11 protein-coding genes are annotated in these 17,215 nt (G+C 46.9%); 10 read left to right on the forward strand and 1 reads right to left on the reverse strand.

The window, feature by feature from the left end; genetic code table 11:
• Nucleotides 1–724 precede the first annotated feature (724 nt).
• Both FE839_RS23405 and FE839_RS23410 read left to right on the forward strand, forming a co-directional pair.
• Complete coding sequence (locus tag FE839_RS23405; RefSeq protein WP_138363128.1) at nucleotides 725–1,141, forward strand: secondary thiamine-phosphate synthase enzyme YjbQ; 417 nt, start codon at nucleotides 725–727, stop codon at nucleotides 1,139–1,141.
• Between the two features lie 2 nt (nucleotides 1,142–1,143).
• Nucleotides 1,144–1,497: an MmcQ/YjbR family DNA-binding protein gene (locus FE839_RS23410; RefSeq protein ID WP_138363129.1), complete on the forward strand. Its 354-nt coding sequence runs from the start codon at nucleotides 1,144–1,146 to the stop codon at nucleotides 1,495–1,497.
• 132 nt (nucleotides 1,498–1,629) lie between these two features.
• Here the strand turns inward: FE839_RS23410 and uvrA are convergent, their stop codons facing one another.
• A complete protein-coding gene (gene uvrA, locus FE839_RS23415) occupies nucleotides 1,630–4,455 on the reverse strand; it encodes an excinuclease ABC subunit UvrA (protein ID WP_138363130.1) in 2,826 nt (941 codons plus the stop codon).
• A gap of 248 nt (nucleotides 4,456–4,703) precedes the next feature.
• Between uvrA and ssb1 the strand changes: the two genes are divergently transcribed.
• The 8 genes from ssb1 to FE839_RS23455 form a co-directional block, all read left to right on the forward strand.
• Nucleotides 4,704–5,231, forward strand: a complete 528-nt coding sequence (gene ssb1, locus FE839_RS23420) for a single-stranded DNA-binding protein SSB1 (protein ID WP_138363131.1) — start codon at nucleotides 4,704–4,706, stop codon at nucleotides 5,229–5,231.
• Between the two features lie 219 nt (nucleotides 5,232–5,450).
• Nucleotides 5,451–6,632, forward strand: a complete 1,182-nt coding sequence (locus FE839_RS23425) for a tyrosine-type recombinase/integrase (RefSeq protein WP_138363132.1) — start codon at nucleotides 5,451–5,453, stop codon at nucleotides 6,630–6,632.
• Nucleotides 6,629–8,212: a site-specific integrase gene (locus FE839_RS23430; protein WP_138363133.1), complete on the forward strand. Its 1,584-nt coding sequence runs from the start codon at nucleotides 6,629–6,631 to the stop codon at nucleotides 8,210–8,212. Before FE839_RS23425 ends, FE839_RS23430 begins: the two co-directional genes overlap by 4 nt.
• The gene (locus tag FE839_RS23435; RefSeq protein ID WP_138363134.1) at nucleotides 8,205–10,214 is read left to right on the forward strand and encodes an integrase; all 2,010 of its coding nucleotides are present in this window, start codon (nucleotides 8,205–8,207) and stop codon (nucleotides 10,212–10,214) included. The genes FE839_RS23430 and FE839_RS23435 overlap by 8 nt, the downstream gene beginning before the upstream one ends.
• On the forward strand, nucleotides 10,207–10,683 hold the full coding sequence (locus FE839_RS23440; RefSeq protein ID WP_138363135.1) for a protein kinase: 477 nt from the start codon (nucleotides 10,207–10,209) through the stop codon (nucleotides 10,681–10,683). Before FE839_RS23435 ends, FE839_RS23440 begins: the two co-directional genes overlap by 8 nt.
• 6 nt (nucleotides 10,684–10,689) lie before the next feature.
• The gene (locus FE839_RS23445; protein ID WP_138363136.1) at nucleotides 10,690–14,793 is read left to right on the forward strand and encodes an HTH domain-containing protein; all 4,104 of its coding nucleotides are present in this window, start codon (nucleotides 10,690–10,692) and stop codon (nucleotides 14,791–14,793) included.
• On the forward strand, nucleotides 14,786–16,660 hold the full coding sequence (locus FE839_RS23450; RefSeq protein ID WP_138363137.1) for a hypothetical protein: 1,875 nt from the start codon (nucleotides 14,786–14,788) through the stop codon (nucleotides 16,658–16,660). Before FE839_RS23445 ends, FE839_RS23450 begins: the two co-directional genes overlap by 8 nt.
• A 262-nt stretch (nucleotides 16,661–16,922) precedes the next feature.
• Nucleotides 16,923–17,215 (forward strand): helix-turn-helix domain-containing protein (locus FE839_RS23455; RefSeq protein WP_138363138.1); only part of this gene is annotated, 293 nt, incomplete at its 3' end.

A 17,215-nucleotide genomic window follows, 5' to 3' on the forward strand; every position in this document is an offset into this window, starting at 1 on the left:
GAGCGGTTCCGTTAATCGGTGGTTCTGGCGAGCATGACGCATTTTTCGTTTTCACCCATTCAGATTCCGTGGTCTGTTCCGTTCACGATAAATACGCGGATATTCGTTATATCCACAGCGTGTGAACGGGCAGGGGGACGTTTCGCCCGTCCCCCTGCACCCCCGGCATTGCGCTGAAAACCTGCCGCTGCGCGGTCCGCTCCACTCCGGCTTCATCTGGCGGACCGGGCGGGACTCGACGCTACTCGTCCCATCCCTGGGACTCGCCCTTCCAGGGCCAGCGCAAGCGCTGTTCAAAATTGCTCCCGGCAATTTTGTCCCTGTCTCGACCCGCCCTCTGGCCGCCGTCCTGGCGGCCAGTCCTGGATGCGCGCCTGCGTTCTCGCCAGGTTTCCTTGATGCGCCCAACCCCCATGCGGTGAGTCCGTTATTCGTCAGTGGCTTTTCAGAGGCTGAAAATCATAAAAAAGTTATATCCTTTATATTTCATTCAGCCCGTATCAGCTCAGTTAGTGAATCAACCGAATCAGATTTTCGTTTAAACCACCGATAATGCGTTTGCCACAGGCAAATAAAACAAAAGACAACACCGATGATTTGCTTAAGTGAACGGCATTGGTCACTTAAGCTGCCGTTTTTTTGTGCAAAATTAGCGTGCCAAAGGTTTTACCTTTTCACTTATTGCTGCACACTTAAGAAGATTTATTGCTAAAAGGAGTCGTTTATGTGGCATCAGCAAACCCTGATATTAGGCCCGAAAGCCAGGGGTTTTCACCTGGTAACTGATGAAATTGTGGGCCAAATTCGCCAACTGTCGCGGGTGAAAACGGGCCTGCTGCATTTGCTGCTCCAGCATACATCCGCTTCCCTGACGCTCAATGAAAACTGCGATCCGACCGTCCGCAACGATATGGAGCAACATTTTCTCCATGCCGTGCCGGATAACGCGCCGTATGAACACGATTATGAAGGTCCCGATGATATGCCCTCGCACATTAAGTCGTCGATGCTCGGCGTATCGCTGATGCTGCCTGTGCAGGATGGGCGCGTCAGTCTGGGAACCTGGCAGGGTATCTGGCTGGGGGAGCATCGTATTCACGGCGGATCGCGCCATATTATTGCGACGCTCATGGGGGAATAAAAATGACAATTTCGGAACTCTTGATGTACTGCATGGCAAAACCGGGCGCGGAGCAAAGCGTGCATAGCGACTGGAAAGCCACACAGATCAAAGTGGGGGATGTCCTGTTTGCAATGGTAAAAGAGGTTGAAGATAACCGGCCTGCGGTATCGTTAAAAGCCAGTCCGAAGCTGGCGGAACTCTTGCGGGAGCAGCATCGTGATGTCCGCCCCAGTAAACATCTGAATAAAGCTCACTGGAGTACGGTGTTTCTTGACGGTTCCCTGCCGGATTCGCAGATTTACTACCTGGTTGACGCTTCATACCAGCAGGCGCTCGATACGCTTCCCGAGAGTAAGCGCAGACTATTATCATAAAATTCCAGTCAGCAGCGCCATCTGGCGTATAGCCCTGATGCCGGATGTTGTCCGAGTGAAAATCACTCAATATCAGCGGCAAAAATAAGGTGAGATAACGCCTCTTCCCGAAGAGAGAAGAGGCTGGTGAAGTTACTTCAACATCGGCTTAAGGAAGCGAGCGGTATAGGAAGCTTCACACTCGGCAACCGTTTCTGGCGTACCGGCAACGAGGATTTCACCACCGCCGCTGCCGCCCTCCGGGCCGAGATCGACAATCCAGTCCGCCGTCTTAATGACATCCAGATTGTGCTCAATCACCACGATAGTGTTGCCCTGATCGCGCAACTGGTGCAGTACCTCCAGCAGTTGCTGAATATCGGCGAAGTGCAGCCCGGTAGTCGGCTCATCAAGAATATACAGCGTTTGCCCGGTACCGCGTTTCGACAATTCTCGCGCCAGCTTGACGCGCTGGGCCTCGCCGCCGGAGAGCGTGGTGGCCGACTGACCGAGACGAATATAGGTCAGCCCTACATCCATCAGCGTTTGCAGCTTACGCGCCAGCGCCGGAACCGCGTCGAAGAACTCACGTGCTTCTTCGATAGTCATATCCAGCACTTCATGGATCGTTTTGCCTTTGTACTTAATCTCCAGCGTTTCGCGGTTATAGCGTTTGCCTTTGCACTGATCGCAGGGCACGTAAATATCCGGCAGGAAGTGCATCTCGACTTTGATTACGCCATCGCCCTGGCAGGCTTCACAACGGCCGCCGCGCACGTTGAAGCTGAAACGGCCCGGCGTGTAGCCGCGTGAACGTGATTCCGGTACGCCTGCAAACAGTTCACGCACTGGCGTAAAGACGCCGGTGTAGGTGGCCGGATTGGAACGCGGCGTACGGCCGATAGGGCTCTGGTCAATGTCGATCACCTTGTCGAAATGTTCCAGCCCCTGAATATCACGATACGGCGCGGGTTCGGCAATGGTCGCGCCGTTAAGCTGGCGCTGGGCGATCGGGAACAGCGTATCGTTAATCAGCGTCGATTTACCTGAGCCGGATACGCCGGTAATGCAGGTAAAGAGGCCCACCGGCAGCGTCAGCGTGACGTCTTTCAGGTTGTTACCGCGTGCGCCGCTCAGCTTCAGCACTTTCTCCGGATTGGCGGGAACGCGCTGTTTTGGCACCTCAATTTTGCGTTTACCGCTCATGAACTGGCCGGTCAGGGATTCCGGCACAGCCATAATCTCTTCCAGTTTACCTTCAGCCACCACCTGACCGCCGTGGACACCTGCCCCAGGGCCGATGTCGATAACGTGGTCGGCGGCGCGAATCGCGTCTTCATCGTGCTCGACGACGATAACGGTGTTGCCGAGGTTACGCAGGTGGATCAACGTGCCGAGCAGTCGTTCGTTATCGCGCTGGTGCAGGCCGATAGAGGGCTCATCCAGCACGTACATCACGCCCACCAGGCCTGCGCCAATCTGGCTGGCGAGGCGGATACGCTGGGCCTCGCCGCCGGAGAGGGTTTCCGCCGAGCGGGAAAGGGTCAGATAGTTCAGGCCGACGTTGACGAGGAATTTCAGGCGATCGCCAATCTCTTTCAGCACTTTCTCGGCGATTTGCGCGCGCTGACCGGAGAGCTTCAGATTGTTGAAAAACGCCATCGCGTGGCCAATGCTCATATCTGAGATGGTCGGCAACGGCGTATTTTCGACGAACACGTGCCGCGCTTCGCGACGCAGGCGAGTGCCGTCGCAGCTGGTGCATGGACGGTTGCTGATGAACTTCGCCAACTCTTCCCGTACCGCGCTGGATTCCGTCTCTTTATAGCGGCGCTCCATGTTGTGCAGCACGCCCTCGAACGGATGGCGGCGCACGGAGGTGTCGCCGCGATCGTTCATGTATTTGAATTCAATGTTTTCCTTACCTGAACCATACAGCACGACCTTCTGCACGCTGGCCTCCAGGGTTCCCCAGGGGGCTTCCACGTCGAACTTATAATGCTCCGCCAGCGATTTCAGCATCTGGAAATAGTAGAAATTCCGCCGATCCCAGCCGCGGATAGCCCCGCCAGCCAGCGAGAGTTCAGGATTTTGAATGACGCGTTCAGGGTCGAAATATTGCTGTACGCCCAGGCCATCGCAGGTCGGGCAAGCGCCAGCCGGGTTGTTGAAGGAGAACAGGCGCGGTTCCAGTTCACGCATGCTGTAGCCACAAATCGGGCAGGCGAAGTTGGCGGAGAACAGCAGCTCTTCCGCTTTTGGATCATCCATATTGGCGACGATCGCGGTGCCGCCGGAGAGCTCCAGCGCGGTTTCAAAAGACTCGGCCAGACGGGTGCTGAGATCTTCACGTACTTTAAAGCGGTCAATAACCACCTCGATCGTGTGTTTCTTCTGCAACTCCAGCTTTGGCGGATCGGAGAGATCGCACACTTCGCCGTCGATCCGCGCGCGGATGTAGCCCTGCCCGGCGAGGTTTTCCAGCGTTTTGCTGTGCTCGCCTTTGCGCTCTTTAATGATCGGCGCCAGCAGCATCAGACGCTGGCCTTCAGGCTGAGAAAGCACATTATCCACCATCTGGCTGACGGTCTGCGCCGCCAGCGGGACGTCGTGATCCGGGCAGCGGGGTTCGCCGACGCGTGCGTACAGCAGACGCAGGTAGTCGTGAATTTCGGTAATGGTACCTACCGTCGAACGCGGGTTGTGGGAGGTCGATTTCTGTTCAATGGAAATCGCCGGCGACAGCCCTTCGATATGGTCGACGTCCGGCTTTTCCATCAGCGACAGGAACTGCCGCGCGTAGGCGGAGAGCGATTCAACGTAACGACGCTGTCCTTCGGCGTACAACGTGTCGAAAGCCAGTGAGGATTTGCCTGAACCCGAAAGCCCGGTAACGACAATCAGTTTGTCGCGTGGGATGACGAGGTTGATATTTTTGAGATTGTGGGTGCGGGCGCCCCGAACTTCGATCTTATCCATTCACCTTTCCCGGTAGATACGCGGATTGCCTGGTTTGCTTGAAGGACAAACGGCGGAAACGGCTAATTATGACACAATTTAACCTGTTTGAATATACAGTGTTCGAATGCATTTTCCGGCAAGCTATGTAACAATGTCAGCCCGCGCGTGATATCCGGAACACACTTCCCAGCTATCAAATGACCCCCTGGAAATGATACACTCGCGCGTTTACACTTAATCAAGAATCGTATTCAGGAGACACAGACATGGCCAGCAGAGGCGTAAACAAGGTGATTCTCGTCGGTAATCTGGGCCAGGACCCGGAAGTTCGCTACATGCCGAGTGGTGGTGCGGTTGCCAACATTACGCTGGCTACTTCCGAATCCTGGCGTGATAAAGTGACCGGTGAGATGAAAGAGCAGACTGAATGGCACCGCGTTGTGCTGTTTGGCAAACTGGCGGAAGTAGCTGGTGAGTATCTGCGTAAAGGTTCTCAGGTTTATATTGAAGGCCAGTTGCGTACCCGCAAGTGGACAGACCAATCCGGGCAGGACAAATATACCACTGAGGTGGTGGTTAACGTTGGCGGCACGATGCAAATGCTCGGCGGTCGTCAGCAGGGCACCGGCGCGCCGGCAGGCGGCGGTCAGCAGCAGGGTGGTTGGGGCCAGCCTCAGCAGCCGCAGGGCGGCAACCAGTTTAGCGGTGGCGCGCAGTCTCGCCCGCAGCAACAGGCTCCGGCAGCACCATCCAACGAACCGCCAATGGACTTTGACGACGATATCCCGTTCTGAATGACATAAAGTAATTACTGTTAAACAATTATTAAGTTAGTCTAATTAACTAATTGGTTTTACAGAATAAAAGTGAAAAATTAAGCCCTTTAAGTGTGTCAACATTTGAAGGGCTTTTTAGTTTTATGTGACTTTGTGTTTTTATAAAATCGTATAACTTTAAAAGTTGTGAAGATAAAAGTTTGTAGCTACTCTTATTTTGTCAATAAGGGTGGTGCAATGAAAATAGAGCTAGTCACACACGAAACGGGCGAACAGATACCAATGATGCTGGATGATTCTGGTATGCCTGTTGTCTTACCTAATGAGTTTATTCTTGCCAGACGCTCCCTCAGCACAAATACATTGGTTCGGAATTTGAGAGAGCTTTCAGTGCTCTATCGCTGGCTGGATAAATCGAATTGTGACCTATCTACGAAATTGCTGGCTCAGAACTCATTCAACGAAGCAGAATTAAAAGGTGGCTTGGTCGAAGCGTTAAGAAATGATCAGGCCAATGGGCGTATAAGAGTAATAGCACCTAATACCTTCAATCAACGGTTAACGACTATCAGACAATTTATTAGTTGGTGCATGGACGTATTGATAAGTCAGTTGCCGTTGTCTTCCCTAGACTATGAACGTTTGAGAGAGCGAAAGTCATTTTTTCTAAAAATGCTGGATGGTAGCTTTATGTCTGCCACACCAATGAAAAAAAGCCTTCGTAAGGGGTTAAATGAGCTAGAGGTTGACTTCCTGCTTGCCGTGTTGCATCCCGATGCTGAGCAGGGATTTGGACGAGATCCTGCTGTAAAATTTAGAAATTATGTATCTGTTGGGCTGATGCTATTTTGTGGCTTAAGGCCAGGTGAGCTGCTTAGCCTCAGGGTAGAGGATGTCCAGGTTGGTGCGATTTCGGCGATAAAGGTTGAGCGTAGACCTGCGGACCCACTAGATGTAAGACGACCGAGACCTCAAATAAAGCGCAATGGTCGAGTCATCCCGATTGAGAATAGGCAGCTTGCATTTGCTTTGAATGAGTACATTGTTACTTGGCGTGAAGTGCTTGAAAGTAAAAGCCAAGACGAATCAGACTATTTAATCTTGAGTGATGAGGGTTCGCCTTTGTCGCAATCCTCAATTACACAGTTCTTTCAATTGTTGCGATCGCAATACGCAGACGATCTTCCTGAGAACTTAACGGCCAAGTCTCTCAGGCATACATTCTCATCCCGGCTTGAACGGGTGTTGCGTGCTTCAGGAATGGATGAGCAGCGCAGAAGGGAAGCCCTAGCCTTGCTTCGTGGCGATAGTAGTTTGGATTCACAAGATACTTACATAGCCCAAGCAGTGGAAGAACAGGCAATCAAGTCACTGAAGCGGTACCAGGCTGAAATAGTGTCAGGGAGGACGCCGGATTGAATACTAGATTATCGAAACCTCAGGCCGTCGAGCAGTCTTGGCCTGAGATAGAGAAGCTAATTACCCGTGAAGGAAAGGAAGTTGATATATCTGGTGATACTTGGAGATTGCCCTATTCTGCGAGGGATAATTCAACTCTGAATTTCACAAAGATAACTAACTCCGAAATCAGAGAAGCGTTCAAAGACCATGTTGCTGACCGACTTAAACGAATATCTACCCATGCTGGTTATGCTGCGTATCAGGATGTTTGGAGAGAAGTTCTGAGAAATTGGGGGAGCCCAGTATCTCAAGTTGATACAGAGTCGCACTTAATTGGTCTGTTTGAAACCGCTATCAATCGCGCCCGCTCACGAAAAAGGTTGTGGGTAATGTACAGGCCCATACAGTGGTACATTTGGAGCGCGGACAACAAGCCAGAATGTGGCTTTTCGGAAATTTATGCGCAAGAACTTGAGGCATTAGAGTTGCCAGGGAATCCGAAAGGTGAGGCTGTTCGGATGGAAGATCCCGAAAGTGGTCCGCTGCACAAGTCTCTTGAGCTACCTCTATTAATCAATGCACTTAAATCGGATGAGGGGCGATCATTAGAGTATTTGCAGCAGAGGGTTGTGGTTGCGCTCTCAATAGCATTTGGACGCAACCCAGCTAACTTAACTTTTCTGCATGAGTCTGATTTTGAATGTCTGGTTCCCGGAGGTGAGGACCCCTGCTACATCATTCGCATGCCGAGAATTAAAAAGCGATTTGTAAATCCAAGAGACGATCTTTTGGATGAATATCTCGATCCGCATTTTGGTGCCATGATTGAGCAGCTGATCGAAATCAGTAAGTTGGTACCGCTGAGCTTTGCAGATAGGGCCTTTGTGAATCCGGAAGAGCGACCATTGCTTATTAACAGGAATGGAAACAAATCGGCCATTTTATCCAAAGACATTGATAACGTATTTAATCTGACAAGCAGCGATATAGCGCGTTTGCTTAGTGCGTTCGTAAAACGTCACAACATTATCTCGCCGCTTACTGACGAGTTAATGCGCGTTACGCCAAGGCGGTTGCGCTATACCTTGGCAACTGGTTTAGCAGCTGAGGGAATCAGTAAGCGTGAGCTGGCCAGAATTCTGGATCATACCGATACCCAGCACGTGAATGTCTATTTTGAGATGGCTGGCAGAATAGTTGAGCACCTAGACAAAGCAACCGCGAAAGGCTTCTCGAAGTACCTTAATTTTTTCAAAGGCAGGCTAATCGATAGTGATGAAGATGCCGTCAATGGTGAGCGAGATGACAAGCACCTAACGTTTGTAGATGATCAAAACCCTGCCGATCAAGCAGATATTGGTGTATGTGGTGAATCCAGTGTCTGCCATCTTGATCCCCCTTACTCATGTTATTTGTGCCCCAAGTTTCAGCCATATCGTCATGCTGCTCATGAGCATGTCTTGGAGTGCCTGCTGGCCGGTCGCAAAGAGCGTTTAAAAAAGTACGAGAATGCGCGATTAGGCATACAGCTTGACGAGGTGATCGCTGCGGTTGCACAAGTGGCCAAACTCTGTGAGGAAGGGGGTCGCAATGTCTGATGGTCGCTCTAATCGCAAGGCCAAGGTCGTCCCTTTCCTCGATCGTCTGGAGCGTGACAGGAATGAAAACCTAAAATCTTTAATCGACAAAGCAAAGCTAATGAAGCTTGAAGGGTTTGAGTCGGTTGTTTGGGATGACCCCGAGTGGCAAGTCAATGCAGGGCGCCTAGTCAAGTTGACTGGTAAAAACACGAAATCAGCTTCTTTTGGTTTTTCGCTGTCACCGAGGCTGGGTTCTGAGCCACTAGTCGGTTGCTGGGAACTGGTTGCCAAAGCGTTGTTTGTTCTCAGGTTCCACAGAAAACATCAATCAGCACCGAATCAGCGCAATTTCATAACCGCGGTTGGATATGTCTCATTTGCAGCTAAACAGTTAGGGCAGGAGTTAGTTGGGCTTACGCCAGAGGCTCTGGATAATGCGTCCGGTTTAATCTCAAAACACTACAGTGAAACCACCGCCTACAACCTTCACAAGCATGTTGCAGAGTTCGCAGCGCATTGTGATTCGAATGGTCTATGTCGGGTTTTATTGCAGTACAAATACGCTAGGATGAGGCGGCCAGCGAGCACGGGAGGGATAAATCACAAAAGGTTGGATGATCCAGAGGTTCTGGAGACGAAGTCGGACAAGCTTGTCGATTCCTCTGTGTTTCGAGTCATTGGTGAACTCTACTTAAAAGTTCCCCAAGATCATAAGTATCGCTTCTATATTCTGATGTTGACACTACTTGCTTGCACAGGAAGACGATTCAGTGAGGTTTCACTATTACCCAATCAGCAGTTGTCTATTGATGAAGAGGGTAATGCCTATATCGAATTCTTTCCGCGAAAGGCAAGTCGTGGTGACGTTTTCACACCTAAGCGTAGACTTTACTTGCCGTCAGAAGTGACCACCATCGTCGGTGACGTGCTCGTTGAGTTAGTGGAAATTACATTTGAAGCGCGTTCAACAGCGGAAGAAATGTACAAAGTTGGTGGGCCTGATATTAGGTTTTTAGACGCCATACAGGAAGATAAAAAGCTATATACGGCTGATTTAACTGAATTTGGGATCAGTCATACCGTTTTGAGCAGCACTGGCTGGCTCAGGAAACAAAACCTCGCGTGGTCAGATCATAGTGCATTGAGTAAGCAGGGGGTAAAGCCTGCAAACCCTATTTATTACACTGACAAAAATGGGTTAGTTAAATACTGTCATCGCAACTTCTCGGATGCTTATCTGACAGTCATCCATACGGACCAATTTGGTAAAGAATACTATCTTAAAGATCTTTTATTTATCAGGCATTTGGGTCTTTCCAGTGGGAGCTACGCACACTGGCTTGCTACAAGTTGTAGCCAGTCTATGTTCACCACATTTCTCCGTTATTTCCCTGCTCTTGCTGCTGAATACGCTTCCAATAGTATCGAGGTAGATTTTACCAGTCACCACTTCCGCCACACGCTCAATACTTTACTTGATGAAGGTGGGTTAAGTGATCTTCTGCAAACCGAATGGTTTGGGCGAACCAATCCCAAGGACACCAAAGCCTATCAGCATACATCCCGCGAAAAACGTGCACTGATGCTCCGCGAAGATATCAAAAAAGGCTTGGTCGGTGGTCTATTGGCTGAGCAACTCAAAGTAGTTCCGGTAGAAGTACAGGATGCCATTCTTAAAGCACGCATTCAGGCTGTGCATGATGTCGGTACAGGTATCTGCGTCCACAACTTTTCTCAAACACCCTGCGAGCGCCATTTACAATGTTCGGCAGATTGTAAAGACTACGTGTGGGTCAAGGATGACAAGGGTAGGCTGGACGAGCAGAAGCGCCAATATGCCCTTACCGCATTGGCCCGAAAAAATGCTGAGAAACAATTAAGTAGTAACAAGCCCAAAAAGAGCGCTGATTGGATAGCTCATAACGATAAAAAACTCAAAACGCTGGCTGTGCAACTGGCTGATAACGGGGTGGAGCACTTTGATCCCGAACAATATTTAAACGAGGTAGAGCATGGTTAAGCGCTTCAGGCGCATGTCCGATAGTGACATCAATACAATCGTAGCTGATTTGGATCGCTGGGCACTTGGCGAGCTTGGAGCAAAACTCACCTGGGCTGTTCTAGAAGAACGTTTTGGCTTTAGTCGTCAGTCACTCCAAGCCAAATCTGAAATTAAAGCCGCTTATGACAATGCCAAACAAGCATTGTCGGGTGGCCTCGTGAAAACCAAAGCGCAGGCAACGAAAGAGGCGGAAGAGCTTCAGGTAGAGGTGGATCGCCTCAAAGCGGAACTAGAAGCCTACAAGAGAAAAGAAGCTCAATGGTTACGTCGCTGGCAACAAATCGCCTTCCACGTGCGGCAGAAAGGTATACAGATGGTCGGCGTTGATAAAGCCCCGTTAGAGGGAGCTGAGCTGCCTTCTAATACTGAAACTGCGAAAATCCTCCGGCCGTTTGACAAAGAAATTCCACCTTCAGGGAGAGTCTAGAACATCATGAATATTGATCGGGATGTTGTGTGGAAAAACATAAAGTTTTTAGTTGTACTGTTTAGACCTTCATTAGCGAAAGCGCTAAGTGTACCGTTGTTGTTGGCTGGTGTCGGTATCCTGAATCCTCCTTTATGGCTGGATATTCTAAATTGGTTTTTGAGCCACCAGAAAGTTCTTCCAGAATATAGTGGACCAATATCAACACCAATGTTTATAACCGGGTGGGTTTTAATTGGGTTAAGCCTATCGATTTATTTGATTGAGGTGTGGCTTCAAATTAAATCAATGCGGCAGGACAGTGAAAAGAAGCTACTGGATACAGTTAAAGATCATCCAAAACAAACAGCAGATTTGATAGTTGATAAAATGAGGGGCGCTGGTTTTGGAGCCCAGCATCTTCAAGATGAAAGGATAGAAGAGCTTACTAGCGAAATTACATTTCTGCGATTCTTCGGTTCTTTTCCTAAGGAAGAAAAAGCGACTGCTTTAGCAGAAAGCATTATTGATGGAGAGCTGTCCGGTGGCACACCACAAGCAAAAGCTAGAGCGTTAGCGCTACTTGCACGATATTTGTGCATAGGGGAAAGAGCCGAGTTAGCTGAAAAATGGTTGTCAAGCTCGAAAAAACTGTGTGAAACGGAAGAGGCGGTAATAGCGCAGGCCTTTATTGATGCTATTAAATCGAACAATGTAGATGCGGCTTCTGGTCTGCTCAAGGTAAGTAGCCCATCAAATTATGCCGCCTTCTTTATGATTAAAAAAACAGTAGACGGAATCAAAGCTGTTTTGGGCTGGTTTGAAAGTGCAGGATTAAGCCTTCACGATGTAGATAATGATGGAAAAGTCGTTTTGCTCTCTGTGTTGTTGACAGAGCATCAATGGGAAAAGGCTTTAGATGTAGTTCAAAAGATAGATGACGAATCCTTATCTATTTCACCAGCACTGGCGCAGCTTTCTGCGTTTACGTTCTTGGTAAATGCAATTAAGGCAGTTGAGCTCCGTGAGAGTGTATTGACTTATATCCCCTTAGCAGCAGATCGCTTTCCTTTGGCTGATGATTCTGAATCTATATTACTTAGAAATCGAGCTGTCGAGCTATTCAAGGTTTGCTCGGTTCGTGCACGACATCTGGGCGCTGAAGATGTAGCGAATATTTCGGATCAGTATGTACTGTGGTTACAACTTAGAAACAGTGAAACTCACGAACAGGCAATTGCTGAACTTCAGAGCTACTTCGTAAGTTACAATCAAAAAACGCTTGAATATTTGCCATTGGCATTTGCTTTTGGAATTGATATTGATTTTGAGTCTATTGAAAATGAGGTAAATAGACAGACAGCACTAGGTCCAGCGAATAACGCAATTATCGGTTTAGCACGGTTTGTATTGGCTCAGACACAAAAACCAATATCGGCAGCAGTGGATTATATCAGCCGCCATAGACATCAAATAGAAAGGAGCGTTAATTCTGTTGCAATCAGTATGCTAGAAATAGAGGCATTAGCGAAGTCAGGGTTGGTTGATGATGCACAACAGCTTTTAGATAAAGCCGGGGATTCAGGGGCGTCCGATGTCGAAGTCAGGAATTTGCAAAATATTATCGATTTAGCCAAGGGCGCAGACCCTGTTGCATTAGCAATAACCCAATATCAACAAAGTGAAGCTACAAGTGATCTTGCTCATTTGGTTAATTTGTTAGAAAGGAACAATCGAGGGGACAGATACTACTTATATTGCAGGGAGCTTTTTGACCGCACTGGTCAGGAATCTGATGCTATCAGAGTCTGTAACGCTGCTTCTTCGCTTGGGAAATTTTCTGAGCTTCATCAATTTCTGTCAGATAGGACGGATCTCGTCAAGAGAAGCGAGGGGCTACAAGCTCACTGGGCTTGGTGTCTATTTAGAAAGGGGGACTTAAGTGGTGCTCATGAACAGATTGCTCGATTAAAGCAGTCAAAATCACAACTACCTGATCTTAAATCGCTAGAAATTAACTTGTCTATATTCAGCGGTGATTGGGAATCGCTCAGCATTTTTGTGGAGGATAGTTGGAATAGCCGGGAGGAGCTAAACGCGAATGACCTCTTACAGGCTGCCCATTTAGCAAAAGCAATTTCTCCAAGGCGAGCAAAGCAAATACTTGAGTTCTGTACAGGAAAATATCGGGATGATCCTCAAGTGTTTGCATCATCATATTTCATTGCTACGACAATGGGCTCAGAGGACAATCAAGAAACATCGGCATGGCTTAATAAGGCAATAGTTCTCTCTAATGAAAATGGCCCATTACACAAGGCCTCTTTCGAAGACCTAAAAGATATGATATCCGAGTCTAGGGAGAAAAATGAAAGGGTCTATAAAGCCTATTTTGATGGTGATGCCCCCATTTTTACAGTAGCGGAACTATTGAACAGAACTATGTCTGATTTTTATCTTCTCCAGCCCTTAGAGAATAAAAATACGAAAGATATAAGGCGGAAAAGTGTAGTCCCGGTATTTCATGGTGCGAGGTCGGATCAGGTTATTGCTGGTGAGACAGTTGCTGTCGATGCTTCCAGTACTTTGGTGATGGAAAATTCAGGGGTACTAAACCTACTGTTTGATTGTTTTAAGAAAATCATTATCCCGCATTCTTTTATGCGATGGCTTTTTGAAGAGAAGCAGAAAGTTGCTTTTCATCAGCCTAGCCAAATTGAAAAGGCAAAGTATTTTGAACGGCTGGTTTCTGATGGCAAAATTTCTGTTTTTCACCCGAAAAAAATTAATAATCCTGAGCTGGCACTAGATGTAGGTGAAGAGCTTGCGTTTATGCTTGAGGAGGTGCGTGAGAATCCTGCGAATGAGTTGCAATCAGTAGTAGTGTGTTCCTACCCTGTGTATAAGGTCGGAGGTACCTTTAGGGAGGTAGAAGCTGATCTTTCTCCATTTCATCACTGTTTGACTTCATGTTCTCAATTAGTCAGAAAACTCAAAGAACTGGCCGTAATCACTGAATCTCAGTGTATTGAGGCCTTAAATTATCTTAACCAACATGAGAAAGAGTGGCCTGTCGAACTTGAAGTGGCCAATGGAGCACGATTATTTCTAGATTCACTGTCAATTACCTATCTGATTACAGTTGATATGCTTGATAGACTTAGCGATGCTGGATTTGAAGTGTATGTATTTAAGGGAGAGCGTGATAGGTATAGAGCGTTGATAAGTCACAGTTCAATTATCGAGTTGGAAGATTCGAAAATAGAGAATATAAGGAAATTATTTTCCAATGGGCTTACATCTGGGAAAGTTATGCTATCTGAAATGCCTTTAAATAGAGACCAAGTGGCAGCTTCTAATAATAATTTTGCCAAGCCAACAGAAGAGCTTTTTGAGGCACTTAAATTATGCGACTCAGCTTTGATAGATGACCGATTTATGAATAAGCATCGAGATATTGCATTTGATGGAAGAACCGCACCTATTTATACATCATTAGACTTTATTGAGACACTACACCATAAGGGACTTATCTCTCAAGAACAGAAGCTTGAAGCAAGGACATTACTCCGGGAGTTTGGATTAGCGTTTGTTGGCATTTCCGACGAAGAGCTTGAATATCACCTAAATCATTCAGTAATGTCAGATGGTGAGTTTAAGTTTAAGCCAACTAAACAGCTAAGAATGATAAGAGAAAATCTATTTTTGATCAGGATTAGTGGTTTGGTTCAACTCCCAAGAGATGCCCAGTGGCTCCATGAAACGATGAAGACGATTGCAAAAGCAATAAGAACTCAGTGGTCCGACGATATTCCTCCCGAAGTAAGTCGCGCTAGATCCTGCTGGTTGTATGAGCTTATGGGGTATAGGGAATGGGCCCAGTCTCATAAAATAAGGGGAAATGAAGGGATGGCCTATTTAGGCGAGGCTTTGGCGGTTCATTCTGTACTGATGCCGCCGGAGCATTTGTCAGACAAGCAAAATAATAACTATAAAGCATGGTTGGATGAGTTTGTTTTGGAGCCCTTGAAGGACAATGATCCATGGAGTTTTAAGTATGTAATTGATTTGATGAAGCAGCAAATTAAAAGTATCGCTAATGATCCACTGGAGATAGATCAGGATGAGTAACTCGGACTCTATGCATGCTTATATTGTTTCTCACACTCTCAATTTATTCCCAAGTTCGGTGAGGTTGGAGCTACTATCAGATACTAAATTGTGCGAAGAGCTAGGGCTACGAACAGATGCGACTATTAGTTTTGGTGATAAAGAGTATGCCTTTGCTAGAAGAGCTCTTTTTCAGGCTATTCGCAGTGTTTTTGATAATATCGAGGAGGAATTTTCATTGGAAGATACTAATCATAATGTGTGGTTGTTACGGAATCTTCCCGGTGAACGTTCAGGCTTTTCTCTAACCAACGGGGATGTGCAGATTGTTAATGATAGTTTTTGGCCACTTTTGGGAGATATCGACAGACGGTTAAGCATATTTGAAACAGTTGCGAAAAATCGTTGGCTCTCGAAAGAGGACATTGAATACTGGAGAGCTGAGCTTTCGGCGGAGGTTGTCAGTGATGATGCTGTATCTGACTTGTTACTTGATTTGGATTTATCTCCAATCCGTATTAAGAAGTTACTAAAGAGTGAGTTTCAAAGACCGTCAAATAGCGCATCGACACTGGTTCCGAATGATATTCGTTATTATGAACGACTTGTCGGCAAGTATCGTGGCAGTAAAAATATTGAGGAGTTTTGTAACAATGAGTTTAAGCAATATTTCGACGGTAGAATAGAAAATGGACTGACTGATAATGAGCTATTGGTTTGTATGCATAAATCAATATCAAGAGTTGTTTCAACAGGGATCGTTGACGAAGCTTTGTATCAATCTCTCGCAAAGAGGGCAATTGAAACCTGTCATCCAATACTTTTGGTTTCTTGCCTTGAAATCGGTGTTTTGAAATTTGCCAATTCATTAGATACTACTCTTAAGGATCTTTTCGAGAGTATTTCATCTGTAAAAACACTGGAAAATCTACGTCTTCTTTGCTCTATGACTGTTTTTGTTGATGGAGAACTGGCGCGACTACAGATATTCAGAGGTAAGCCACCATTCTACAGGCGCCTCGCTTCTCTTGCCCAGTCAGCCTTAATTGTTGAAGCTGCATTGGAAGAAAGTGTTGCCTTTGACAAAGTAGAACAATGGGCTGCTCAACAGAGGGGGCTTTATTTTTACTGTCAAAGTTTTATTGATCTAATAGAAGAACCAAGATGGTTACCAACATACTTAACAGCAGAACAATTCATTAATGAGCTATATGGTCGGGTAAATATTGCATGTCAAGATGCTGCTAAGAGTGAGGCGATTAAGTGTTTACAAGAAGAGCTTATGAGTGGTTCAAAATTCAATATGAATTGGTTTTTACCTGGGCCATTGGAAGGTAACTCTGTTCCAGCTGAAGTGCCCGGTGAAATATCGAATTTACTGGCTGAGCAAGTTAGTTGTGAGGTTTCATTAGCATCGTTTAGAGTTTTGATGAATTCTGCACTTTTCTGGAAAATTGATGAAAAACATTTAGAGCGTACAGTTTCACTATTAGAAAGTGCACAGCACAAATTAGCCGAAGCAAACGACAAGGACTCAGTTTATCAGGTACTTAATGGTTTGGCACAAGTTGCTTGTATGACTCGAAGTGAAAAGATTGCTTCTTCAGTTATGATCTTAAGCCGACTATATCGTGATTATATTGATGTAGATTCTGAGCCAGAAAACTATCTTTCATTAGGTTTAGTTGCAGCTGCTGCATTTGAAGATAAAAATAACTGGGCTGAATTTATAGGGCAATGGTGTACAGAATTGGCTTATCTATCAATTCGTGAAGACGCTATATTTAGAATAGAGGTAATGCTCGAAAGGCTTTGCATCCTGGAGCCTTATTTATATCACACCTGTTCCAAAGCCCTAGACGTATTTAAGATGCTGAGTAGGAAATGATTATTATTTGTATTAGTTGCGACTAGATCTGACACTTTTCGGATTTAGAGCACAACGCACCTTAACTTTCACATGTGAAAGTTCTAGTGTCACAGCTTAAAACCGTGATGTGAACCATCCGGTAAGTCGACATGAAGGCGAAGTCTTCCTCCTGCTGATGTGTATTAGTCGCGACTTGATCTGACACATGGCCTTGAAAGGTTGAGAGTTACCGGTTTTGATATGGGTGTCGAATCCTTATACAAAACACGAGGTAACTCTCATGCTTCATACTACCAATCCCGTTATCAAACACAAAGCCGGTTTGCTCAATCTGGCTGAAGAACTCAGCAACGTGTCGAAGGCCTGCAAAATCATGGGCGTCTCCCGCGATACGTTTTATCGTTATCGTGAGCTGGCCGATAAAGGTGGCGTGGATGCGTTGATAAATCGTAGCCGTCGCGCTCCTAACCTTAAAAACCGAACCGATGAGGCCACTGAGCGGGCTGTTGTTGATTATGCTGTGGCATTCCCGGCTCACGGCCAGCACAGGAGCAGTAACGAGCTGCGTAAACA

This window comes from Klebsiella indica, from assembly GCF_005860775.1.
GTDB lineage: Bacteria > Pseudomonadota > Gammaproteobacteria > Enterobacterales > Enterobacteriaceae > Klebsiella > Klebsiella indica.

Coding starts and splice junctions, on each gene's coding strand:
- FE839_RS23405 (WP_138363128.1), top strand. CDS start 725: ATGTGGCATCAGCAAACCCTGATATTAGGCCCGAAAGCCAGGGGTTTT.
- FE839_RS23410 (WP_138363129.1), top strand. CDS start 1,144: ATGACAATTTCGGAACTCTTGATGTACTGCATGGCAAAACCGGGCGCG.
- uvrA (WP_138363130.1), bottom strand. CDS start 4,455: ATGGATAAGATCGAAGTTCGGGGCGCCCGCACCCACAATCTCAAAAAT.
- ssb1 (WP_138363131.1), top strand. CDS start 4,704: ATGGCCAGCAGAGGCGTAAACAAGGTGATTCTCGTCGGTAATCTGGGC.
- FE839_RS23425 (WP_138363132.1), top strand. CDS start 5,451: ATGAAAATAGAGCTAGTCACACACGAAACGGGCGAACAGATACCAATG.
- FE839_RS23435 (WP_138363134.1), top strand. CDS start 8,205: ATGTCTGATGGTCGCTCTAATCGCAAGGCCAAGGTCGTCCCTTTCCTC.
- FE839_RS23440 (WP_138363135.1), top strand. CDS start 10,207: ATGGTTAAGCGCTTCAGGCGCATGTCCGATAGTGACATCAATACAATC.
- FE839_RS23445 (WP_138363136.1), top strand. CDS start 10,690: ATGAATATTGATCGGGATGTTGTGTGGAAAAACATAAAGTTTTTAGTT.
- FE839_RS23450 (WP_138363137.1), top strand. CDS start 14,786: ATGAGTAACTCGGACTCTATGCATGCTTATATTGTTTCTCACACTCTC.